Source organism: Citrobacter sp. BDA59-3, assembly GCF_015167655.1.
Lineage (GTDB): Bacteria > Pseudomonadota > Gammaproteobacteria > Enterobacterales > Enterobacteriaceae > Phytobacter > Phytobacter diazotrophicus.
In genome coordinates this window covers 3661938-3684442 of sequence record NZ_CP063427.1, presented here as the reverse complement: position 1 = coordinate 3684442, position 22505 = coordinate 3661938, and the positions used below count along the sequence as shown (strand labels likewise).

Here is a 22505-nt window from a genome sequence, read left to right as displayed (position 1 = left end):
CTTGTCGCTGTTTACCTTAATGCGCTTTATCGTCATTAACGGACGACTGCAATGCCTGGGCGAAAGATTTTGCGATGGCCTGGCGTTGAGCAGGGGCGATGCTGGTATTGATCAAGTTCGTCACCATGTTCCCCAGAACCATCAGGGAAAGGTCGGTCGGAGACTTGTGTTTTTCCAGCACGTTGGCCAGCTCACTTAGCAGTTGTTCAACGTGTTCATCACTATAGCGGGAAATTTGTGGCATAAATCGAAATCAGTTATTCATAAAGGGCAACATATTACCGTAGCAACAGCTTTTTTTCTGCTTTTTTATCAGCAGTTGCACAGTTGCTTGCGTGGTGGTTGAATACCGCCCGGTCTAAAAGGAGAGTTTATCATGAGTCTGGACATCAACCAGATTGCCCTACACCAGCTTATCAAACGCGATGAGCAAAACCTTGAGCTGGTGTTGCGCGAATCTTTGCTGGAACCGACTGCTCCCGTTGAGGAGATGGTCGCCGAGTTACACCGGGTTTACAGCGCGAAAAGTAAAGCCTACGGCCTGTTTAACGACGACAGCGAACTGGCGCAGGCATTACGCCTCCAGCGTCAGGGCGAGGAAGATTTTCTCGCGTTCAGCCGTGCGGCAACGGGGCGCTTACGTGATGAACTGGCAAAATATCCCTTTGCGGACGGCGGCATTGTGCTGTTCTGCCACTATCGCTATCTGGCAGTGGAATACCTGTTGGTCGCGGTGCTCAATAACTTAAGCAGTATGCGTGTTAATGAGCAACTGGACATCAGCGCGACGCATTATCTCGACATTAACCATGCGGATATCGTGGCGCGTGTGGATTTAACCGAGTGGGAAACCAACCCGGAATCGACGCGTTACTTGACCTTCCTCAGAGGGCGCGTGGGGCGCAAGGTCTCTGACTTTTTCATGGATTTCCTTGGTGCAACCGAAGGATTAAACGCCAAAGCGCAGAACCGCGGATTGTTGCAGGCGGTGGATGACTTTACCGCCCAGGCGCAGCTCGATAAATCAGAGCGCCAGGATGTTCGCCAGCAGGTCTACACCTACTGCAATGAACAATTGCAGGCAGGCGAAGAGATTGAACTGGCGTCACTTTCAAAAGAGCTGGCGGGCGTGAGCGAAGTGAGCTTTGAAGAGTTTACCGCCGGGCAGGGCTATGAGCTGGAAGAGAGCTTCCCGGCGGATCGCAGCACATTGCGCCAGTTAACTAAATATGCGGGTAGCGGCGGCGGGTTAACCATTAACTTTGATGCCTTGCTGTTGGGCGAGCGTATTTTTTGGGATCCGGCCACGGATACGTTGACCATTAAGGGCACACCGCCGAATCTGCGCGATCAACTGCAACGCAGAACAGGTGGCAACTGACCGCACTGTGCATAAAAGGAATACGCCAGAAACCCTCTGTCGATGTTGCATTGCGACGACGGGCCCTCAAGGTCTGGTTCGACTTTCAGTTTGATGGCCTGGCAGGGCACGGATCTGATGAGCAACGAGAAGGGGGTTGATGCCTTGAGTGAGGGGCAAATCATCCCGATACGCATTTTGCCGCGAATGGGTAGGCCGTATCGAGTTTGCTGAGACATAAAAAAACCCCGCAGAGCGGGGTTTTTTCAACTTGTCAGCGATTACGCGCGAACGAAGTCGATGTGAGACAGTTTCGGTTTGTAAGCGTGACGCTGTACAGCCTGAACTTTCACTTTTACTTCTTTGCCATCGATAACCAGAGTCTGAACTTCATCATAGAATTCAGCTTTAGACTGGATGTTCCACAGCTGGTCGTGGTCCAGTTCGATAGCAACCGGAGCTTCTTTCCCACCGTAAACGATAGCCGGGAATTTGTTAGCTGCGCGCAGGCGGCGGCTCGCACCCTTACCCTGCTCTTTACGTACTTCTGCGTTAATAGTAAACATGTCAATTTCTCTTAAATAGTTCCTGCTACAGGCGACCCAGCAACAGGCAAGTGATCTGCTTTGCGAATGCAAAAGCGGGCGGATTATACCCGTATCCCCCCTCTGTTACAAGTCGGACCGTTATGGCTTAGCCGCGTAACTCATTGGCGCGGCGAAAGCGCCCTTCATAATCAAACACCTTTTCCCGCACCTGCCAGTACTGGCCTTTTTTGCGCGCCACGACAAAATCAGGGTGGCGTAACAGCGCCTGCCGGGCGAGGATATCGGCGGCGACAATCCAGCGTAATGGCACGCCGGGCGTACGGGTGTGCGGGCGGATAAAGAGCTGCTCAAAAGCGGTACGCTGAGCAGGGGTATGCAGGCGGTAGCGTTCGCTGACATCTGCGCCATCTTCATCGTAGTAGGTAATTTTTAGCCACTCGCCTTTGTCATCCGCGCCGTGCTGTAAGTCCATTCCGCTACAGCGAAGGACCAGCGCGTCTTTGAGTTTCAGCGCCGCTTTAAGCATATCGTCCGGATCGACCAGAATGGTGTCGCAGGTCCGGCAACGACGGGCAGCAATGTCGTTTTCCGCATTACACTGGGGGCAATTTTTAAAACGGAAACGATAGTCACACTGTTCCCGCTGGCCGTCATCGTCCTCAAACCAGCCCTGACAGCGGCGGCCAAAATGTTCGATTAAGGTGCCATCTGCCGTGGTTTTCCCCCAAAAGGTATTGGCAAAGCCGCAGGCCGGGCAAAACACCTGCACAGGTACGTTATCGCTTTTCCCTTTCGGCGCACCGACTTCCGGCGCGTAAAGATCGTGCGGATTTCCGGCGTAGTCGAGGATCAGGCAATCGGTCTTGCCGGGAAACAGCCGCAGGCCGCGTCCGACGATTTGCTGATACAGGCTGACGGATTCCGTCGGGCGCAGGATGGCAATCAAATCCACATGCGGCGCGTCAAAGCCAGTCGTGAGCACCGACACGTTCACCAGGTAGCGAAAGCGTTGCGCTTTAAACGCCTCAATCAACTCATCACGCTGGGGACCTGGCGTTTCGCCGGTAATCAGCGCTGCTTCGCCCGCAGGCAACAGCCCGGTAACTTCATGGGCATGTTCTACGGTCGCGGCAAAAATCATCACGCCTTTGCGGCTTTCTGAGAACTCAACAATCTGGCTGATGATGTGCGGCGTGACGCGCTGCTGTTTTTTCAGTTCACGGTTCAGATCCGCTTCGCTGAACAGGCCGTTACTCTGCGCCTGCAGGCGGCTGAAATCGTACTGCACCACGGGCATATCCAGCCGTTCCGGTGGTGTCAGATAGCCATGCTTGATCATGTAACGCAGCGGCAACTCATAAATGCAGTCGCGGAACAGCGCTTTTTCATCGCCCCGGACCATACCGTGATAATGAAAACGGTAGATCCAGCCTTTCCCCAGACGAAAAGGGGTCGCGGTGAGTCCCAGCAAACGTACGCGGGGATTCACTTTGCGCAAGTGCTGTAAAATTTGCTGGTACTGGCTTTCGCCATCGTCGCTGATGCGGTGGCACTCATCGACAATCAGCAATGAAAACTCACCCTGAAAATGGTCAAGGTTACGGGCAACGGACTGTACGCTGCCGAAAACCACTTTGCCCTCACTCTGTTTACTCTTGAGGCCCGCAGCGTAGATATCCGCCTCCAGACCCAGCGCGAGGTATTTCGCATGGTTTTGCGCAACCAGTTCTTTAACATGTGCGAGCACCAGTACGCGCCCGCGCGCCACCCTTGCCAGTTCGGCAATGACCAGGCTTTTGCCTGCGCCTGTAGGCAGGACAATCACCGCAGGTTCATCGTGATGGCGAAAGTGGGCGAGGGTAGCGTCTACCGCTTCGCGTTGATAAGGGCGTAAGGTAAAAGTCATGCTCTTCATGGTGTGACAACATCATGTCACAAGTATGCCACGAATCTTTCCCTTGAGCGGCGTAGAATGACCGCTATACTGACAGGCGTAAATCACCTGAGTCTTCTTAAGGACGAAAGTCCTGCTTCCAGCACCATACAGGCAAAACAACTTCATGCGACTTGATAAGTTTATCGCTCAGCAACTCGGCGTAAGCCGTGCTATTGCCGGACGTCAAATCCGCGCCAGCCACATTACCGTAGACGGCGAAATTGTCAGAGATGCCGCGTTCAAATTGCTCCCGCAACACGAGGTGGAGTATGAGGGCAACGCGCTGGTTCAACAAACCGGCCCTCGCTATTTCATGCTTAATAAACCACAGGGCTATGTTTGCTCAACGGACGATCCCGATCATCCGACGGTACTCTATTTTCTGGATGAGCCTGTAGCGCACAAATTGCATGCTGCGGGGCGCCTGGATATCGATACTACCGGACTGGTGCTGATGACCGACGATGGGCAGTGGTCGCACCGTATTACCTCACCGCGCCATCACTGCGAGAAAACCTATCTGGTCGACCTGGAATCGCCAGTGGCGCAAGACACTGCGGAACGCTTTGCCAAAGGTGTCCAGTTACATAACGAGAAAGACCTGACCCAACCGGCTCAGCTCGAGGTGATCACCCCGACGCAGGTACGCTTAACTATCAGCGAGGGGCGCTATCATCAGGTAAAACGTATGTTTGCCGCCGTGGGCAACCACGTTGTCGGGCTGCATCGTGAACGTATCGGCGCGATTACCCTCGACGACGATCTGGCGCCGGGAGAGTACCGCGCACTGACAGAAGAAGAGATTGCCAGCGTCGGTTTGCCTGCGCGTTAACGTAGAGGAGCTTTTCGTGACCAACAGGCCACACTCATCACTGAGCATTGTGATTATTCTTGGCCTGCTGGCCATGTTGATGCCGTTATCCATTGATATGTATCTGCCCGCGCTCCCGGTAATTGCCGGGCAGTTTGGCGTACCGGCGGGCAGCGCGCAAATGACGTTAAGCACCTACATTCTGGGCTTTGCGTTGGGGCAACTGCTTTATGGCCCTATGGCGGACAGCATCGGGCGTAAGCCGGTTATTCTTGGCGGTACGCTGATTTTCGCCGCGGCGGCCGTGGCCTGCGCGCTGGCACAGAGTATCGATCAACTGATCACGATGCGCTTCTTTCATGGTCTCGCGGCAGCCGCTGCCAGCGTGGTGATTAACGCCCTGATGCGCGATATATATCCTCGCGAAGAGTTTTCGCGGATGATGTCGTTTGTCATGCTGGTGACCACCATTGCGCCGTTGCTTGCCCCGATGATCGGCGGTGCGGTGCTGGTTTGGTTTAGCTGGCATATGATCTTCTGGATCCTGGCGGTAGCGGGCTTGCTGGTCTCGGTGATGATTGCGTTCTTTATACGTGAAACGCTTCCGCCAGAACGTCGGCAGCCGTTCCATCTGCGCACGACCGTCGGCAATTTTGCCTCTCTGTTTCGTCATAAACGCGTGCTCAGCTATATGCTGGCAAGCGGCTTTAGCTTTGCCGGAATGTTCTCTTTTCTGAGCGCCGGGCCGTTTGTCTATATTGAAATCAACCATGTTTCGCCACAGGATTTTGGCTACTACTTCGCGCTAAATATTGTGTTCCTGTTCCTGATGACCATCATCAATGGACGTTTCGTCCGCCGTGTGGGCGCATTGAAGATGTTCCGCGGTGGGCTGTGGGTTCAGTTCGTGATGGCGCTATGGATGGTTATCACGGCACTTCTTGGCGTAGGTTTCTGGTCACTGGTGGTGGGCGTGGCCGCCTTTGTCGGCTGTGTTTCGCTGGTGTCGTCGAACGCGATGGCGGTTATTCTTGATGAGTTTCCCCATATGGCAGGAACCGCCTCTTCGCTGGCCGGTACGTTCCGCTTTGGTATTGGCGCAATTGTCGGCACGCTGCTTTCTATGTCGGCGTTCAACTCCGCATGGCCAATGATTTGGTCCATCACCTTTTGCGCAACCAGTTCCATTCTCTTCTATCTCTACGCCAGTCGCGGCAAAAAACAGGCGTAACCTTTCAACAGAAGGGGGCAGAAACGCTCCCTTTTTTGATGCACATCAACCAAACCTGACATACATTCGGACGTGTTTGTTTATTTTATGTAAAATCCGTTTGTGTAAAAAGTCACATCCTTGTAGTAAAATAAGTTGAGTTAGATCTCATAAACGGGTACATATAGCCGAAAAAAGGGCCGGGGTTCATCAATAAAAACCTGATAAATGAACCGCTAACCCGCACAGATCGCGGCGTCTTGCGTTTTATGTGTCGCTGACGAGACGGTTTGTCAATAATGTGTTAATATGAATGTGAAATATTTGTGAAGTAATTGGTACTTCCGGGGACAGAAAGTGAATACATTACAACTCTCCATCATCCACCGTTTACCCCAGAGTTATCGCTGGCTTGACGGTTTTGCAGGCGCCAGGGTTGAACCGATTCCGCAAAATGACGATGACGCGGAAGGGAGTCTTGTGGCGCTGAAGTTATTGAGTCCGGATGGCGATAGCGCCTGGCCGGTTATGCACAAGCTGAGTCAGGCACTGAGTGACATCGCAGTAGATTGCTCCGTCGTGGAATGCGAAGGTGAACCTTGTCTGTTCGTGAACTGTCAGGATGAGTTTGCAGCGACCTGCCGCCTGAAAAACTTTGGCGTCGCGATCGCTGAACCCTTCACCACTCAGAACCCTTTCTGAGCGTCAGCTTAATGATAAAAGCTGACGCGTGTAGTCCTGCTGCGGCGCGCTAAACACGCGGTGACACTCTCCCTGCTCAACCACCTCTCCCTGTTTCAGCACAATCACCTGATGGCATAACGCGCGTACCACCTGCAAATCGTGACTGATAAAAATATAAGCCAGATGGTGCGTCTGCTGGAGCGATTTCAGTAAGGCGAGGATCTGCGCCTGTACTGTGCGATCAAGAGAGGAGGTGGGTTCATCCAGTATGATCAGCTCCGGTTTCAGTATCAGTGCCCGGGCAATGGCAATACGCTGGCGCTGACCGCCAGAAAACTCACCCGGGAAACGTCGGCGGGTTTCCGGATCCAGACCAACCTCGTTCATGACTCTGATGACCTCTGCCTCCCGCGCTTCGCGCGTCAACGTCGGCTGATGCACCAGTAATCCCTCTTCGATAATCTGCTGCACGTTCAGTCGTGGATTCAGCGAAGAGTTCGGATCCTGAAATACCACCTGAATGCGGTGGCGCACCGGTAGCATCTGTTTGCGATTCCATGCGTGAAGGGGGCTATCGCCAAAGGTAATGGTGCCCTGCGAGGCAATCAGGCGCAGCAGAGCCAGCCCGGTGGTACTCTTCCCGGAGCCAGACTCCCCCACCAGCCCCAGCGTTTCCCCTGCACGCAGGGTGAAGCTGATGTTATTGACCACCCGGTTTTCGCCCACCACGCGTTTAAAGATACCTTTGCGGATTGGAAAACTGACGCCGAGATTTTCGACGCGCAGCAGTGGCGGTGTCTCCGCGGCCAGGGGAACCGGGTCTCCTGCAGGCTCGCTGTTCAACAGGCGCTGGGTATAAGGGTGCGTTGGCGCGGCAAACAGGGCGCTGGCGCTGTTCTGCTCGACGCACAGACCGTTTTGCATCACGGCAATGTTATCTGCCAGTTTGCGCACAATACTCAGGTTGTGCGTGATAAACAGAAGCCCCATGTTCAGCTCCTGACGCAGTTCGCGCAGCAGCGTCAGGATTTGCGCCTGCACCGTCACATCCAGCGCGGTGGTGGGTTCGTCTGCAATCAATAATTCCGGGCGAGTGAGCAGCGCCATGGCAATCATCACGCGCTGGCGTTCGCCGCCAGAAAGCTGGTGGGGGAAATCCCCCAGGCGCTGGTGGGCATTGCGGATACCCACCCGGTCAAGACAGGTCAGGATCTCGGCGCGGGCGGCCTCCCGGCGCATCCCCCGATGTAGCGATAAGACTTCGTAGAGCTGCTTTTCCACGCTATGCAGTGGATTGAGCGACACCATCGGTTCCTGAAAAATCATCGCGATTTTATTGCCGCGCACCTGGCGCAAGGTTTTCTCGCTGGCATGCAGCAGGCTTTCGCCATGAAAGAAGATATCGCCCTGCGGATAGACAGCGGGTGGCGTGGGCAGCAGGCGAAGGATCGACAATGCGCTCACGCTTTTGCCCGAGCCGGATTCGCCGACCAGCGCCAGTGTTTCGCCCGCCTCAATTTGCAGCGAAAGCGAATCCACCACCGTGCGTTGTGTCTCCTGCTGACGAAAAGCGATAGACAGGGAATCAATGCGTAACAGGGGAGGGGTCATCTTATACCGCCTTGTTGGGATCGAAGGCGTCGCGCACCGCTTCACCAATAAAAATTAACAGCGACAGTAATACCGCCACAGACAAAAACGCCGCGATACCCAGCCAGGGCGCCTGCAGATTGTTCTTCCCCTGCAGTAATAATTCGCCAAGCGACGGTGAACCCAGTGGCAAACCGAAGCCGAGGAAATCCAGCGAGGTCAGGGTGGAAATCGAGCTACATAAAATAAACGGCAGGAAGGTTAGCGTGGCGACCATCGCATTAGGCAGCATATGGCGCAGCATAATGCTGCGGTCGTTCACACCCAGCGCCTGCGCCGCACGGATATAGTCGAAATTTCGCGTGCGCAGAAACTCAGCGCGCACCACGCCCACCAGACTCATCCAGCCGAACAGTACCGTAATGGCCAGCAACCACCAGAATCCAGGCTGTACGACGCTGGAGAGCAGAATAATCAGGAACAGCGTTGGCATGCCTGACCAGACCTCAATAAAGCGCTGGCCCCACAGATCGATTTTCCCGCCGTAATAGCCCTGTAGTGCGCCTGCGAGCACGCCGATAACGCAGGAGCAGAGCGTCAACATTAAGCCAAACAGCAATGAGATACGCGTCCCGTAGAGAATACGTGCCAGCACATCCCCGCCGTTGGCATCGGTACCTAACCAGTTCTGCTTTGAGGGCGGCGAGGGGAAAGGCTGAGTGGTGGAGTAGTTGATACTGCGCGCGCCAAAGCGGATGGGGGCATGAATCATCCAGCCATGCTGAGCGATTTGTTGCTGCAGCCAGGGATCCTGATAATCCGCAGGCGTGGCAAACGGACCGCCAAATTCGCTCTCGCTGTAGTTGAAAATCACCGGCGCGTACCAGTGACCCTGGTAACGCACCAGCAGCGGTTTATCGTTGGCGATCAGTTCGGCAAACAGGCTGAATAAAAAGATCAGCAGAAAAATCCACAGCGACCAAAAGCCGCGGCGATTATGGCGAAAACGCGCCCAGCGAGTCTGGTTGACGTAGCTTAATTGAAACATCAGCGTCCCTCGAAATCGATGCGCGGGTCGACCAGCGTGTAAGTCATGTCGCTGAGGATATTCAGCAACAGGCCGATAAGCGTGAAAATATAAAGCGTGCCAAACATCACCGGATAATCGCGCGAGACGGTGGCCTCGTAGCCCAGCAGCCCCAGCCCATTAAGCGAGAAGATCACTTCAATGAGCAGTGAGCCGGTAAAAAACATGCTGATAAAGGTGGCAGGGAAGCCTGCGATCACCAGTAACATCGCGTTACGAAACACATGCTTGCGCATAATATTGCCTTCGCTGACGCCTTTTGCGCGCGCGGTCACCACATACTGCTTTCTGATCTCATCCATAAAGGAGTTTTTCGTCAGCATGGTCAGGGCCGCAAAGCCGCCAATGACGGTTGCCAGCACGGGCAGGGTGATGTGCCACAGGTAGTCGGTTACCTTAGCGTACCAGGGCAGGGTATCGAAGTTCGACGAAACCAGCCCACGTAGCGGGAAGATATCGTAGTAGCTGCCGCCTGCAAAAAAGACGATCAGCAAAATAGCGAACAGAAATGCGGGGATCGCGTAGCCGATAATAATAAAAGCGCTGCTCCAGACATCGAACCGGCTGCCGTTATAGACCGCTTTGCGGATCCCCAGGGGAATCGACACCAGATAGATAATCAGTGTCCCCCATAGCCCCAGCGTGACGGAAACCGGCAGGCTCTCTTTGATCAGTTGTAGCACTGAGGCGCTGCGAAACAGGCTATTGCCGAAGTCGAAACGGACATAGTTCCAGAGCATTTTGAAATAACGCTCATGAATCGGTTTGTCGAAGCCGTAGCGTTTGGTGATTTCAGCAATCACTTCCGGATCAAGCCCACGCCCGCCGCGATAGTGGCTATCGTTGCTGGTAGCGCTGCCGACACCGGTTCGGGCGTGTGTGGCACCGCCACCTTCGACCGTCGTCCCCGGTAAACCACTTTGGTTACCGAATTCAATCGCTGCAATGGCCTGATCGACCGGCCCTCCCGGGGCAATCTGTACGATGAAAAAGTTAATGGTGATAATCGCCCACAAGGTGGGAATGATCAGCAACAAGCGTCGAATAAAATAGGCGCCCATCCTGTCTCCTTAGCGTCTGTCTGCGGGCAGTTTTGCCGCTTTGTTCACGTCGTACCACCAGGTGTCGAAACCGAGTGAATAGACGGGGCGAATGCCTGGCATCGAGAACTTGTCCCAGTAGGCCACCTGATCGGCTGCCATATACCACATGGGCAACATGTAGTAATTCCACGTCAGCACCCGGTCGAGCGCCCGCCCCAGCGGCAGCAGTTTTTGCTTATCTCCCTGCGCCTGGATAATTTGCGCGATCAGTTTATCCAGTACCGGGCTTTTCACGCCGGGGGAGTTATAGGTTGAATCAATGTATTGCGAACTCCAGGAGATTTGCAGATCGGAACTGGGCCACGGCATTGCCCGCCACACGCGCGGCATCATGTCGTAATCGCGGGTGCGCAGACGATTGGTTATCTGCGAGTTATCGACCTGGCGGACTTCCATCGTAATACCCAGCCGCGCCAGGTTGTGCTGAAACGGCAACACCCACTGGTTGTTCCCGCCAGAAGGCAGCAGCATCTCGAAAACGAACGGTTTACCAGTCTGGGTGTTCACCAGCTTCTGGTTTTTCATCTCCCAGCCCGCCTGTTTAAGCAGCTCGGCGGCTTTCAGTAAGTTCTCGCGGTCATAGCCGTCGCCTTTGGAGACGGGTGGAGTATAAATAGAGGTGAAAACCTCCGGCGGCAGGTCGGCTTTCATCGGCGCCAGTAGCGTCAGCTCCGCGGCATCCGGATAATTGCGTGCGGCATATTCCGTGTTCTGGAAATAGCTGTTGGTGCGGCTGTAGGCGTTATAAAACAGCGCCTTGTTCATCCACTCAAAATCAAAGGCCAGCGAGACAGCTTCACGTACCCGACGGTCGGTAAACACTGGTCGCTGGATATTGAATGCCAGCCAACGGGTATCCTGCGCGGAGGTGTTTGGCTGCTCATCTTTAATGATATAGCCACGGTCAAAATTGCTGCCGATATAGCGCGTCGCCCAGTTTTTTGCACTGCCCTCGGTGCGCATATCAAACGCGCCAGCTTTAAAGGCCTCAAAGGCGACGTTGTCGTCCAGATAATAGTCATAGCGAATCGTGTCGAAATTCCAGCGCCCGCGATTGACCGGCAGCGTCGCGCCCCAGTAATCCTTCACACGCGAGTAGGTCACGTACTGCCCCATCCGCCAACTGGTGATGCGATAAGGGCCGCTCCCGAGGGGAGGGGACGATAGCGGGTCGCTGAGTTTATGATCTTTCCAGAATTTCTCAGGCATAACCGGCAGAGAGAAGAGGCTAAGCATGTTCTCTTTGCCCGGTTCACCCAGTTCGATACGCACGGTTAACGGGGAGATCGCTTTTACCGTGGTGCCTTTATAGATCAGGCGGAACTGCGGCACCCCTTCGGTCATGAATTTATGGAAGGTGAATGCCACATCGCTGGCCCGGATAGGTGAGCCGTCGTGGAAGGTGGCGCGCGGATTGATCGAGACCTCGACCCATGAATAATCATCGGCGTAGCGGGCCACCTCAGCAATCAGCGGATAGTAGCTGCCCGGTTCATCATCAGAGGTGGTAAACAGGCTGTCATAGAGCGACTCGGTGCGCACGGCGGCGTTACCGCGCAGTGCAAAGCGGTTGAAGCTATCGAACGTACCGATATAAGAAAGCGTAATATTGCCGCCTTTAGGCGCAGCGGGATTCACATAGTCAAAATGTGAGAAATTGATGGCATATTTGGGTTCGCCGATAACGGCAAACGCGTAATTCTCTTTAATGGTTTGCGCATGGGTAATGGTGCCCACCAGCAGCAAACTCAAAATAAACAGGCGCACAAACTTCATCGGGCGGGATCCTTTACCAGTGGCGCTCCGGGCGCACCAACGTTTTCTCATTGAATAATAAGGGAGGGGGCGCCCGTTGTGAAATAATTAACGGCCTAAAGTCGTGATGAAAACTGCGGGGGGTGCCACATTGTGAATTGCTCAAGTGTCATTGGGCGGCTGAAATAGTAACCCTGCATAAAATTAACGCCATGTTCCCGCAGCCAGCGAGCCTGCTCTGGTGTTTCGACACCTTCTGCCACGGTGGCCATATTCAGACGTTTCGCCAGCGTCAGCACTGCATCAAGCACCGGTGACGTGACGGTTTCAGTACCAATAGCATTCACAAAGCCACGATCGATTTTAAGATAATCAACGGTGAAACGTTCAAGATAGATAAGTGCGCTGTGACCGGTGCCGAAATCATCAATGGCAATTTCATAACCTTCATCACGCAGCCACTGGAATAATTTCACTGCCTCACTCTGGCGCAACATATCCCGCTCGGTGATTTCCAGCACCAGGCGGAAATAGTCGTCCGGAAGGGAATGGGTAAACTGGCGAATATCCTCAGCAAAGCTTTCAACATGCAAATGGCCGGGCGAGATATTAATACCCAGTTTGGCCCCCTGCGGCAGCAGCGTTTGCAAGACCGGCGCATCGTGGGCAATAAGCTTAAACAGATGCAGCGTCAGCGGCACGATTAGCTGTTGCGCCTCGGCATACTGGATAAATGCATCTGGTGGGATCTCGCCGGCAGTGGGGTGCTTCCAGCGCATGAGCACCTCGACACCGCGCACCCGTAATTCGCTGGCATCAACCACTGGCTGGTACACCACATAAAACTGATTCTGTTTAATGGCGGTTAGGATCTCTTTGCCAGGACGCATTCGGATATAGAGATACCAGGCCGTCAGCAAACCGGCAAGCGTACCCACCATGCCGCCAAACAGCAGGGCAAACTGTACATCTTCGGGCTTCCAGGTTTCAGTATAAAGATTAATGGTCAGCGGAAGGCCAGCAAGATGAGCTGTACGAAACGGCGTGGTTTTCAGGGTACGCAGATCAACAAGGCCAGTCGAAAAGGTGGAGATCGCGTTGTCGCCGATTCCGAGAGCAATACCGGTCAGTTCTTGTTGCTGTGAGGTATAAAGCAGGAAAGGGGTGAGGTTGACATTGAGTGATACAAAAACGCCACGGTCCTCAAGCAAGGGGCTGCGGAACCACATTGCAATTGCAGGTTTATCCGGCATCATTGGCGTGCCGTGCAAAATGACCATATCAAAGTCTTTGTGCAGATCAATCTCCGGCAGGAGATCCTTCATCGGCACGTGCATCACGCCCGTAGCGGAAGAACAAAATGCGTTATCGTTTTTGACTAATAAAAATGCGCGGACATTGGTGCTAAAAGCGGCGCGCGAGGTCAGCTCACTGGCGACATCAGCGCACTCATTGAGCGTTAGCGGCTGGAGTGCCTCAGCGGTGGTTTTGATATCGCTAAAATAGTCTGTGAGCCAGTGCTGCATGCCCGTGAGTACGGTATTCATCTTTTGTTCATGTTTCTTCTGAACAACTAAAAAATGAATCCCGCTAACGGCAATAGCCGCGAAGATACCGACCAGAAGGCTAAACAGAAGGATTTTCCGGCTGGCGGAAAAGTTGCGGGTCAACATCACTTATATCCATATCTGGTGAGTTTGAGCGAAAAAAAGCCAGGCGATTGCTCTATTTGATATTCCTGGAATATAGCCTGGAAAGTGTTAATGAGACATATGAACAGGCAAGAAAAATAGGTATAAAAAAACACCGCCGAAGCAGTGTTCTTTTATCGTTTCGCGCCAGCCAAGGGATACCGGCGAAAACATGCGTTAGCTGCGGGACAATATGCGGCGCGCTTCGTTGTAGCGCTTCTTCCAGTAAGGTTCATCCATACTGGAAATCACCACACCACTACTTGTCGAAGCATGGACAAACTGGTTATTGCCAATGTAGATGCCTACATGGCGACCCGTTGACCCTGCTCTGAACAACACCAGGTCACCGGTACGCAAACTGGTGCGTGATACCGACTTACCCATTTCCTGCTGTTCGTAGGTTGAACGCGGTAATTCTAAACCAAACTGCTCACGGAAGGTGCGCTGGACAAAACCGGAACAATCAATACCTTTCTTGGTGTCGCCGCCTAAGCGGTAACGTACACCTTTCCAGTCAGCATATTGATCGAGGATGCGATTTTTCACATCCAGATTACGCACCATATTTTCAAATTCATCCTGAGAGGCTTGCAGTGAAGAGATATCTTCGCCCACAGCATGCGTCTCAGAATGCATGTTTTTCGCGGTATTTGTTGAACAAGCTGATAACAGAACCGCCACTGCTACCGCGGGAATCGCCCGCAAGATATATCTCAAAATCGGCTGAGATTTGACCATGTTAATTATTTTCCCTTGAAGTCCTTAACGATAAATATCGTTATAAAAAATGCCAACGCAGCGAGAGTAATTAGCTGTATGCAATGAGACAATTACCCGTGGTCAAATCTGTGGATGAACGCACAAATTTATTTGTTATGAGAATAATTGCTCATTAGCTCAAAGCAGACCCGAGATTACCCTATCACTACGGGCATTGCGAGCGCTTTTCTGCGATTTTTTATAAGAAATTATGATACAGAAAGTTAATTATCAGGAATGGCTAAAAAAGCGGCAATTTAGGTTAAGAATCATGCAAATCGCTAATTTGAATAGTGATTGTTATGACAGGGGGATGACAGAAAAGGCGAAGTTTTGACAAATTTGCATCAGGGATCGAAAACGATCCCTGATGATTAGTGTATATCCATGTTATTAAATTGTATAAAAGTTGTTTATTTTCCCGGTAGGTAACGATTAAACAGGCTAATTATTTTGTCGCTAAGTGGTGTCATCAGACACCACGGCAGGCCAATCAGCACCACAGAAAGAGAGCCAACAGCAATATCGGTAAACCAGTGGGCGCCAATCATCACGCGTGGGAATGCGAAAACCACAAAAATAATCAGGGCAATGGCGAACGCTTTTTTACCGAAATAACGCAGCATGATAGAAGAAAAAATAAGCAACATCATGCCATGATCGCCCGGGAAACTGTCTTTGGAGGCATCCTTGGTCGGGAAATCCAGTAATTCACTGACCCGATGAATGCCGCTAAAAAAGAGTGTCGGGCTTTCGCGTTTAACGGGAATAAGCAATTGCGCGAGCTGATTAATAGCCACCGCAAACAGCAACATAGTCAGGCCAATAATGACGATCCGGCGACGTCCGGCGCTGTCTTCACGCAACCAGAACGACAGCATCAGGCAACCCATGGCAATGAGCGAGCAGGCGTCAAAGGCGCGGTTGTTGGTCAGCGCGACCAGCCACAGGAATGCACGGTTCTCAACGAGGCCGTTATTGAAGAAGTGGAAAATTGCCGCGTCCAGCGGAAACCAGAATCCATGATTAACCGGTAAATACCAGGACAGGAACAGCGCAAAACCAGCGACATTAAGCAAAAAAATAAGCGGTAAACGAGTCTTCATCTTTATCCATTTTTGAACAATACGGGCAAAACAGTAGTGTCCTTAACTTAAACGAAGCTTCAACAAACTGGCCTGCAAGGCATTCCAGTCCGCTTCGGAGGCGGTAATTAATTCAATACGGCTGTCCGGCGGCGCGACATTTTGCGTCTCAATATGCAGATCCAGCCCCTGGCGATTAATACGCACCAGCCCTTCGGGAATACGCATTACACCCTTGACGCGTTCGACTGGCGCAAGGCGCGCCCACTCAAGTAAACCAATGGTGTCAAACTGCGTATCTGCGTCAAAAATCCAACCGCATGCATGATGACCCTGGCCACTATTCAGGCTGCGTCGCCAGCGTTGATGTTCAGGCAAGCTTAACGCCGCCAGTCCTTTTCTTTCGCCGGTGTGGTGATGATGTTCGGCACTGGTGGGAAGTGCGCGCAGATTGCGGCGTGGGTTATCCAGCAGCGACACGGGAATATTTCCCTGTGTAGCGTTGATACGCAGACGGTCGCCGCCATGTTGCTGCCACCATGCTTCCAGTGCCTGTTGGCTCTCGACGCTGGCGCGGTCTTCTTTATTAGCGACAATGATGTCAGCCGCCGCAAGCTGGTCGCGGAAGTTTTCATTACCCGTTACTTTTTCGTCCAGCAGCTGACGTGGGTCGATAAGGCACAGGGTCGCGCGCAGATCGATCCAGGGTTCATAGACCGGGGCAGTGAGCATATCGAGAATCTGTTTTGGATGGCCCAGGCCGGTAGGCTCAATCAGTAAGCGATCGGGTTTACCCTGACGTAATAGCGTATTAAGGCCAACCTGCATTGGCAGGCCATTCACGCAGCACATGCATCCGCCGGGGATCTCTTTTAATAAGGCCCCGCTGTCCGCCAGTAACGCGCCATCGATGCCCACTTCGCCAAATTCATTGACCAGAACGGCCCATTTTTCGTTGGGGTCTTTATTTGCCAGCATATGGAGAATGGACGTCGTCTTCCCGCTGCCAAGAAAGCCAGTAATCAGATTTGTTTTCGTCACGTTTACTCCAGCATTACGCACAATAATAAGTGCGACAATCCTGGCGAAAATTGGCAAAAAAGAGAAGGGCAGGAGCGGAGAAAGCACTTTCCGCCCCTTTTAATGGCAGAAAATGTTAAATCTGCAGGGCGTTACGCACCGCCTGGTGCGCCCCTTGCGTGCGCAACTGTTGCCATGCACTGTCGATGGCATTCACAAAACGCGGGTCGGTGGGTAAATCAGTACCGAAGATTTCACTGAGCGCCAGCAAAGCCCCAACGCGCTCCCTTTCACTGCTGGTCTCGACGATAGCCCGTATCTTATCGATCAGAGGGTCTCGTACATCAATGGCCTCGCCTGCGTCATCCGTTCCGCTGACATAGCGCATCCAGCCTGCCACGCCGAGTGCCAGCAACGGCCAGTGGCTTTCACGCTGTAAATGCACGCGAACGCTATCCAGCATACGCTGCGGCAGTTTCTGGCTACCGTCCATCGCTATCTGCCAGGTGCGATGCTTAAGCGCCGGGTTGGAAAAACGGGCAATCAGATTGTCTGCATATGCGTTGAGGTCCACGCCGGTAATAGCAAGCGTAGGGGCCTGTTCACCTAGCATCAACTGATGTGCGGCACGGCGAAAAACCTCATCCTGCATACAATCGCTGATATGGGCAAACCCGGCCAGATACCCCAGGTACGCGAGGAACGAATGGCTACCGTTCAGCATACGCAGCTTCATCTGTTCCCACGGGCGAACGTCTTGTACCAGTTGCACGCCTGCCACTTCCCATTGCGGACGACCGGCAACAAAGTTGTCTTCAATGACCCACTGAATGTAAGGCTCACAACTGATGGCACAGGGATCGGCCACTCCCAATTCAGCGGCAATTTCCGCCAGTGATTCGTCAGTAGCGGCCGGCACGATACGGTCCACCATGGTTGAGGGGAAACTGACATGCGTATCAATCCACTGCGCCAGCTCGGAGGAACGGGTTTGCGCCATACCCAGTACCGCGTTTTTCACGATGTGACCATTATCCGGAATATTGTCGCAAGACAGCACCGTAAAGGCGGGCAGGCCGCGCTCACGTCGACGGGCGAGCGCTTCAACCAGAATTCCTGGTGCGGAATGCGGTTCGCCAGGCTCCTGCAGATCATGGGCAATGCGCGGTTGAGTGAGGTCCAGTTTGCCGGTTGCCGGGTCGATGCAATAGCCTTTCTCGGTGATGGTCAGAGAAACAATGGCTACCTGCGGTTCGCAAAATTTTTCAATAATGGCCGCCAGTGAGTCCAGTTTGGCATTCAGACATTCGTTAACCGCGCCAATAACGTAGGCTTTATTCCCTTCAGCCCCTTTCTCCAGCACGGTGTACAGATGATCCTGCGCGCGCAACTGCGCCATAAGCTGGTCGCCGCTGAACAGGCTAATCTCGCATATGCCCCAGTCGCCCCCTAGCGCGTTCAGCACACGGTCAGTCAACAGTGCCTGATGCGCGCGGTGAAAGGCGCCAAAACCGAAGTGAACAATGCGCGAACGCAATGAACGGCGATCATATTGAGGTAACTGCACCGTTTCTGGCAGCGTTACGGAGGCAATTGTTTGCATTGAAATACACCTGTTTAACCATTAATTAACAATATGCAGTGTAAAGTTATATGACAGCAAATTGAATTGGTGTGCCTGAAATATCCGGGTAATGTGAGCTGGATCAATCATTCTTGCGGCGGCGTTTGACCCTCTGCATTAAACATGTATGGTAGTCGTCATGAGCTTTGCGGCATTGGTATAACAACTTTGAGGATGAGGCGATGGAACAAACCTGGCGTTGGTACGGACCGAACGATCCGGTTTCATTAGATGATGTGCGTCAGGCTGGCGCAACAGGTGTTGTGACAGCACTGCACCATATTCCCAACGGTCAGGTCTGGCCGGTAGAAGAAATCAAACAGCGTCAGGCATTGCTGGCTGAAAAAGGGCTGACCTGGTCGGTAGTGGAAAGTATTCCTGTGCATGAAGATATCAAAACGCACAGCGGGCAGTATGACACCTGGATTGCTAACTATCAGCAAAGCATCCGCAACCTGGCAGCCTGTGGCATCGATACCGTGTGCTACAACTTTATGCCGATCCTCGACTGGACGCGTACCGATCTGGAATACGAACTGCCGGACGGCTCCAAAGCGCTGCGTTTTGATCAGATTGCTTTTGCTGCGTTTGAACTTTATATCCTCAAACGCGACGGCGCGCAGGCCGATTATACCGAAGAAGAACAGCAGCAGGCGCAGGCCTATTTTGAAGCGATGAGCGCAGCGGAAATTGAAAAACTGACGCGCAATATTATTGCTGGTCTGCCGGGTGCGGAAGAGGGTTACACGCTGGATCAGTTCCGTGCCCGTCTGGCGGAATACGATGGCATCAATAAAGATCAGTTACGCGAAAATATGGCTTATTTCCTGCGTGCAATTGTTGCCGTGGCAGAAGAAGTCGGCGTGCGTCTGGCGGTGCACCCGGACGATCCGCCGCGTCCAATCCTTGGCCTGCCGCGTATTGTCTCAACCATTGAGGACATGCACTGGCTGAAAAACGCGGTCGACAGCATCAATAACGGTTTCACTATGTGCACGGGTTCCTATGGTGTACGCGCCGATAACGATCTGGTGAACATGATTGAGACGTTCGGCGACCGTATTCACTTCACGCACCTGCGTTCTACCTGCCGTGAAGATAACCCGAAAACCTTCCATGAAGCGGCGCACCTGCAGGGCGATGTGGATATGGTTTCGGTTGTGGCGGCGATCCTGAGTGAAGAGCAGCGCCGTAAGAAAGCCGGCGACCTGCGTCCGATTCCGTTCCGTCCGGATCACGGCCATCAGATGCTCGATGACCTGCGTAAGAAAACCAACCCAGGCTATTCGGCGATTGGCCGTCTGAAAGGGATGGCGGAAGTGCGCGGCGTGGAACTGGCGCTTAAGAAAACGCTGTTCCGCGACCTGTTGTAATCCATTATCTTCGCTCTGGAATAAAAAAAGGACAGTTTTCACTGTCCTTTTTTACTTTTACTGGCTGACTTAGTCCGCACGGCCCATATAACGGCTTTCTTCAATATGAATGCGGATTTTCTCGCCGGTGGTCAGGTATTCCGGAACCTGAATCACCAGACCCGTGCTCATGGTTGCCGGTTTGGTACGTGAACTGGCTGACGCGCCTTTGATGCCCGGTGCGGTTTCAACAATTTCCAGATCAACGGTCTGCGGCAATTCCAGCGCCAGCAACTGGCCATCCCAGGTCAGCACCTGCATATCCGGCATCCCGCCTTCCGGGATAAACAGCAGTTCTTCTTCGATCTGCTCTTTTGTGAAGGTGTACGGCGTGTAATCTTCTTTATCCATAAACACGTATTCGTTGCCATCAACATAGGAGAAGTCAACGAAACGGCGGGTCAGGGTCACGGTATCGACGATATCGTCACCTTTGAAACGTTCTTCGACTTTCAGACCGGTGCGCACATCGGAGAAACGCATTTTATAGAGGGTTGCGGCGCCGCGGGCGCTCGGTGACTGAATATCAATATTCTTTACAATCAGCAGTTTGCCGTTGTAGTTCAGCACCATACCTTTCTTGATTTCGTTCGCTCTTGGCATCAGTGGGATCCTGTAAATTAAAAATAACGAAAATATCGCGACAAAGTACCCGCGAGGGCCTTTACAGGCAAGTGGAATCGCTGAGTTTTGCGTTTGACGGGGAAAACAGGTAGTTTGGCGGCCAGCCCAACAGAGAGTCGTGATTATGGAATGCCGTACGGATTGCGGAGCGTGCTGTATCGCCCCTTCGATTTCAAGTCCTATCCCCGGTATGCCACAGGGCAAGCCGGCCAACACGCGTTGTGTCCAACTGGCGGATGACAACACGTGTAAAATTTTCGGCTCCCCGCTACGTCCGGGCGTCTGTGCCAGCCTGCAACCGAGCGCTGGCATGTGTTTCAGCGATCGTGAGGCGGCCATGACTTTCCTGATTAATCTGGAAGCCGCGACCGCACCTTAAGGCGACTCAGCGCTGTGCTGATATTTCGCTTCATGTTCCAGTAACCATTTCTTACGCGCAATACCGCCACCGTAGCCTGTCATTGCACCGTCCTTGCCAAGGATCCGATGGCAGGGGATGACAATCGCAATACGATTAGCACCAGTGGCACTGGCCACGGCGCGCACGGCTTTCGGGTTGCCTGCCTGTTCAGCAAGCTTGCCGTAATGGCTTATCTGCGCATAACCCACATTGTTCAATGTTTTCCAGACATGTTGCTGAAAGGCGGTTCCCGGCGTATCCAGTGCCAGGGTAAATCGCTGCCGTTTCCCGGCAAAATATTCGCCAGTCTCCTTTACTGCCTGCCGGGTATGTTCATTCTCTCCGGCAATGATACGCGCATCAAAAAGACGCTGAATATCGCTGAACTCCGTTTCCAGGGACCGCCTGTCAACAAATTCAAGCAGGCAGACACCGTTTTCTGTCGCACAGACAAACATTGGGCCGAGCGGAGTGGTAAAGCGCTGGACGACGATAACCTGCGCGCGATGCGTTGGGGGGCGGCCTGTCAGCTTTTTGAAGGTGTAACCAAAGCCACTTAGCGAATCATAGCCACTGTCATAGGCGGTCTCGATAGCTTTACGACCCGATTTCAGCTCCTGCATTGCTGTGTTGACCCGCAGCATTCGCTGATACGCCTGAAAGGTCATACCGTGATGCCTGAGAAACCAGCGGCGCAGGGACTCCGGACTGATATTGTGCTCGCGTAACTGCGCGTCGCTGATTTTGACGTTACCCTCTGTTCGCAATAATGCCAGAGCCTGCTCGACGGCGGGTGGCGCGGTAAACGCATTCTCCGTCGGGCGACAGATCTTACACGGACGGAAACCGGCGGCGAGCGCGGCGGAAAAGTCAGAATAAAACAGCACGTTTTCGCGCTTAGGCTTACGCGCCCGGCAGGTCGAAATACAAAACACGCCGGTCGTCTTTACGCCGACAAAAAAGACGCCTGCATAATCGGATGCCCGCGCAAGCAGCGCCTGATACCAGATATCGCATGTCGATTCATCGTGCTGCTGCATGGGCAAACACCGCGTCAAATGAGTGAGCTTTCACAATATCAGCAAACAGCCTTTTTGCGCTGTTTTGTAATGCCTGATGCGGGAAATCGCCCATCGAAATGCGCTTAACGCCCAGTCTCCCCAGCTCGGTAAACGGGGGCAATGCAGGCATGCACATGACATTAAGCGGCAGCGCAATAGCGTTTGCGATCGCCAAAATGTCTGAGGGTTGTGTGACGCAGGGGACAAACAGGCCATCAGCACCGTTTTGCGCATAAAGCATGCCGCGAGCGAGCGTTTCCGCCAGCGCGTTAACTTCACCCAGCAAGTATGTGTCCGTCCGGGCATTAATGAACAGACTGTGTTGTTCATCAGCAAGGCGCTGGCGGATGGCGTTTAGTAGTGATGCAAATTCAGTAGAATCCTGTAACACCCGCTTTCCTTGCTGAACGCGGCTGTCTTCCAGGTTAATGCCTGCGACACCGAGTTCAACCAGCGCGAGCAGGTTTTCGATGATCTGCTCATGACTTTCACCATAGCCATACTCCATATCAACGGTCAGCGGCAGGGAACAGCAAGCCCGTAAACGGATGACCAGGTGGCGGAGTTCTGCAAAGGTGATGCCGTCGCCATCGTCATAACCGTACATCGCGGCAATAGCTGCGCTTGAGGTGCCAATGGCCTTGTAACCCTCGGCCTGTGCGGCTCTGGCGCTGGAGACATCCCAGACATTTGCGAGCAGCAATGGGCTATCTTGTTGGTGTAAAAGGGCAAAATTCATCAT

Annotated in this window: 21 protein-coding genes; 6 read left to right on the top strand and 15 right to left on the bottom strand. The window is 53.1% G+C overall.

What is annotated here, in order from left to right; translation table 11 throughout:
* Positions 1-16 precede the first annotated feature (16 nt).
* Positions 17-244, bottom strand: coding sequence for a YejL family protein (locus IP582_RS17440; RefSeq protein ID WP_039079937.1), 228 nt, complete (start codon positions 242-244; stop codon positions 17-19).
* Between the two features lie 132 nt (positions 245-376).
* Here IP582_RS17440 and yejK point away from each other — a divergent pair, with 132 nt between their 5' ends.
* Positions 377-1381 (top strand): nucleoid-associated protein YejK, encoded by a 1005-nt coding sequence (gene yejK, locus IP582_RS17435; protein ID WP_039079938.1) that lies wholly within the window; start codon positions 377-379, stop codon positions 1379-1381.
* Positions 1382-1641: 260 nt separating this feature from the next.
* Here the strand turns inward: yejK and rplY are convergent, their stop codons facing one another.
* Both rplY and IP582_RS17425 read right to left on the bottom strand, forming a co-directional pair.
* Positions 1642-1926, bottom strand: coding sequence for a 50S ribosomal protein L25 (gene rplY / locus IP582_RS17430; protein WP_039079939.1), 285 nt, complete (start codon positions 1924-1926; stop codon positions 1642-1644).
* A 127-nt stretch (positions 1927-2053) separates the two neighbouring features.
* Positions 2054-3814, bottom strand: coding sequence for a DEAD/DEAH box helicase (locus IP582_RS17425; protein ID WP_193793944.1), 1761 nt, complete (start codon positions 3812-3814; stop codon positions 2054-2056).
* 154 nt (positions 3815-3968) lie between these two features.
* Between IP582_RS17425 and rsuA the strand changes: the two genes are divergently transcribed.
* From rsuA to IP582_RS17410, 3 genes are all read left to right on the top strand, one after another.
* Positions 3969-4676 (top strand): 16S rRNA pseudouridine(516) synthase RsuA, encoded by a 708-nt coding sequence (gene rsuA, locus IP582_RS17420; protein ID WP_039079941.1) that lies wholly within the window; start codon positions 3969-3971, stop codon positions 4674-4676.
* A 16-nt stretch (positions 4677-4692) separates the two neighbouring features.
* Positions 4693-5886 (top strand): Bcr/CflA family multidrug efflux MFS transporter, encoded by a 1194-nt coding sequence (locus IP582_RS17415; protein WP_071195672.1) that lies wholly within the window; start codon positions 4693-4695, stop codon positions 5884-5886.
* 336 nt (positions 5887-6222) lie between these two features.
* Positions 6223-6567 (top strand): YejG family protein, encoded by a 345-nt coding sequence (locus IP582_RS17410; RefSeq protein WP_039079943.1) that lies wholly within the window; start codon positions 6223-6225, stop codon positions 6565-6567.
* Positions 6568-6570: 3 nt separating this feature from the next.
* Here the strand turns inward: IP582_RS17410 and yejF are convergent, their stop codons facing one another.
* The 9 genes from yejF to IP582_RS17365 all read right to left on the bottom strand — a co-directional run bounded on the left by yejF (position 6571) and on the right by IP582_RS17365 (position 18245).
* Positions 6571-8160: a microcin C ABC transporter ATP-binding protein YejF gene (gene yejF / locus IP582_RS17405; RefSeq protein WP_193793943.1), complete on the bottom strand. Its 1590-nt coding sequence runs from the start codon at positions 8158-8160 to the stop codon at positions 6571-6573.
* A 1-nt stretch (position 8161) separates the two neighbouring features.
* Positions 8162-9187, bottom strand: coding sequence for a microcin C ABC transporter permease (locus IP582_RS17400; RefSeq protein ID WP_193793942.1), 1026 nt, complete (start codon positions 9185-9187; stop codon positions 8162-8164).
* Positions 9187-10287 (bottom strand): microcin C ABC transporter permease YejB, encoded by a 1101-nt coding sequence (locus IP582_RS17395; protein ID WP_193793941.1) that lies wholly within the window; start codon positions 10285-10287, stop codon positions 9187-9189. The genes IP582_RS17400 and IP582_RS17395 overlap by 1 nt, the downstream gene beginning before the upstream one ends.
* A gap of 9 nt (positions 10288-10296) precedes the next feature.
* Entirely contained in the window at positions 10297-12105 is a 1809-nt protein-coding gene (locus IP582_RS17390) for an extracellular solute-binding protein (protein WP_193793940.1), read from the bottom strand.
* Between the two features lie 95 nt (positions 12106-12200).
* A complete protein-coding gene (locus IP582_RS17385; protein WP_193793939.1) occupies positions 12201-13757 on the bottom strand; it encodes a cyclic di-GMP phosphodiesterase in 1557 nt (518 codons plus the stop codon).
* Between the two features lie 195 nt (positions 13758-13952).
* On the bottom strand, positions 13953-14516 hold the full coding sequence (mepS, locus tag IP582_RS17380; RefSeq protein ID WP_039079949.1) for a bifunctional murein DD-endopeptidase/murein LD-carboxypeptidase: 564 nt from the start codon (positions 14514-14516) through the stop codon (positions 13953-13955).
* A 434-nt stretch (positions 14517-14950) separates the two neighbouring features.
* Positions 14951-15643 (bottom strand): phosphatase PAP2 family protein, encoded by a 693-nt coding sequence (locus IP582_RS17375; protein WP_039079950.1) that lies wholly within the window; start codon positions 15641-15643, stop codon positions 14951-14953.
* A 42-nt stretch (positions 15644-15685) separates the two neighbouring features.
* Positions 15686-16663, bottom strand: a complete 978-nt coding sequence (locus IP582_RS17370; RefSeq protein ID WP_071195759.1) for a GTP-binding protein — start codon at positions 16661-16663, stop codon at positions 15686-15688.
* 115 nt (positions 16664-16778) lie between these two features.
* Positions 16779-18245 (bottom strand): mannitol dehydrogenase family protein, encoded by a 1467-nt coding sequence (locus IP582_RS17365; RefSeq protein ID WP_193793938.1) that lies wholly within the window; start codon positions 18243-18245, stop codon positions 16779-16781.
* 203 nt (positions 18246-18448) lie between these two features.
* On the opposite strand from IP582_RS17365, the gene uxuA reads away from it, so the two are divergent.
* Complete coding sequence (gene uxuA, locus IP582_RS17360) at positions 18449-19639, top strand: mannonate dehydratase (RefSeq protein ID WP_039079952.1); 1191 nt, start codon at positions 18449-18451, stop codon at positions 19637-19639.
* A 69-nt stretch (positions 19640-19708) separates the two neighbouring features.
* Here the strand turns inward: uxuA and yeiP are convergent, their stop codons facing one another.
* The gene (yeiP, locus tag IP582_RS17355) at positions 19709-20281 is read right to left on the bottom strand and encodes an elongation factor P-like protein YeiP (protein WP_039079953.1); all 573 of its coding nucleotides are present in this window, start codon (positions 20279-20281) and stop codon (positions 19709-19711) included.
* A 145-nt stretch (positions 20282-20426) separates the two neighbouring features.
* Here yeiP and IP582_RS17350 point away from each other — a divergent pair, with 145 nt between their 5' ends.
* A complete protein-coding gene (locus IP582_RS17350) occupies positions 20427-20681 on the top strand; it encodes a YkgJ family cysteine cluster protein (RefSeq protein ID WP_193793937.1) in 255 nt (84 codons plus the stop codon).
* Here the strand turns inward: IP582_RS17350 and IP582_RS17345 are convergent.
* Both IP582_RS17345 and IP582_RS17340 read right to left on the bottom strand, forming a co-directional pair.
* Positions 20678-21742, bottom strand: coding sequence for a bifunctional transcriptional activator/DNA repair enzyme AdaA (locus tag IP582_RS17345; RefSeq protein WP_193793936.1), 1065 nt, complete (start codon positions 21740-21742; stop codon positions 20678-20680). The genes IP582_RS17350 and IP582_RS17345 overlap by 4 nt on opposite strands.
* Positions 21726-22502: an isocitrate lyase/phosphoenolpyruvate mutase family protein gene (locus tag IP582_RS17340; RefSeq protein ID WP_193796299.1), complete on the bottom strand. Its 777-nt coding sequence runs from the start codon at positions 22500-22502 to the stop codon at positions 21726-21728. Before IP582_RS17340 ends, IP582_RS17345 begins: the two co-directional genes overlap by 17 nt.
* Positions 22503-22505 lie beyond the last annotated feature (3 nt).

What these genes read in the sequence shown, in the direction of transcription:
- rplY (WP_039079939.1), bottom strand. Translation starts at nt 1,926, where the DNA reads ATGTTTACTATTAACGCAGAAGTACGTAAAGAGCAGGGTAAGGGTGCG.
- rsuA (WP_039079941.1), top strand. Translation starts at nt 3,969, where the DNA reads ATGCGACTTGATAAGTTTATCGCTCAGCAACTCGGCGTAAGCCGTGCT.
- IP582_RS17375 (WP_039079950.1), bottom strand. Translation starts at nt 15,643, where the DNA reads ATGAAGACTCGTTTACCGCTTATTTTTTTGCTTAATGTCGCTGGTTTT.
- IP582_RS17440 (WP_039079937.1), bottom strand. Translation starts at nt 244, where the DNA reads ATGCCACAAATTTCCCGCTATAGTGATGAACACGTTGAACAACTGCTA.
- IP582_RS17340 (WP_193796299.1), bottom strand. Translation starts at nt 22,502, where the DNA reads ATGAATTTTGCCCTTTTACACCAACAAGATAGCCCATTGCTGCTCGCA.
- IP582_RS17345 (WP_193793936.1), bottom strand. Translation starts at nt 21,742, where the DNA reads ATGCAGCAGCACGATGAATCGACATGCGATATCTGGTATCAGGCGCTG.
- uxuA (WP_039079952.1), top strand. Translation starts at nt 18,449, where the DNA reads ATGGAACAAACCTGGCGTTGGTACGGACCGAACGATCCGGTTTCATTA.
- IP582_RS17385 (WP_193793939.1), bottom strand. Translation starts at nt 13,757, where the DNA reads ATGTTGACCCGCAACTTTTCCGCCAGCCGGAAAATCCTTCTGTTTAGC.
- IP582_RS17365 (WP_193793938.1), bottom strand. Translation starts at nt 18,245, where the DNA reads ATGCAAACAATTGCCTCCGTAACGCTGCCAGAAACGGTGCAGTTACCT.
- IP582_RS17400 (WP_193793942.1), bottom strand. Translation starts at nt 9,187, where the DNA reads ATGTTTCAATTAAGCTACGTCAACCAGACTCGCTGGGCGCGTTTTCGC.
- IP582_RS17425 (WP_193793944.1), bottom strand. Translation starts at nt 3,814, where the DNA reads ATGACTTTTACCTTACGCCCTTATCAACGCGAAGCGGTAGACGCTACC.
- IP582_RS17350 (WP_193793937.1), top strand. Translation starts at nt 20,427, where the DNA reads ATGGAATGCCGTACGGATTGCGGAGCGTGCTGTATCGCCCCTTCGATT.
- yejK (WP_039079938.1), top strand. Translation starts at nt 377, where the DNA reads ATGAGTCTGGACATCAACCAGATTGCCCTACACCAGCTTATCAAACGC.
- mepS (WP_039079949.1), bottom strand. Translation starts at nt 14,516, where the DNA reads ATGGTCAAATCTCAGCCGATTTTGAGATATATCTTGCGGGCGATTCCC.
- IP582_RS17390 (WP_193793940.1), bottom strand. Translation starts at nt 12,105, where the DNA reads ATGAAGTTTGTGCGCCTGTTTATTTTGAGTTTGCTGCTGGTGGGCACC.
- IP582_RS17395 (WP_193793941.1), bottom strand. Translation starts at nt 10,287, where the DNA reads ATGGGCGCCTATTTTATTCGACGCTTGTTGCTGATCATTCCCACCTTG.
- yeiP (WP_039079953.1), bottom strand. Translation starts at nt 20,281, where the DNA reads ATGCCAAGAGCGAACGAAATCAAGAAAGGTATGGTGCTGAACTACAAC.
- yejF (WP_193793943.1), bottom strand. Translation starts at nt 8,160, where the DNA reads ATGACCCCTCCCCTGTTACGCATTGATTCCCTGTCTATCGCTTTTCGT.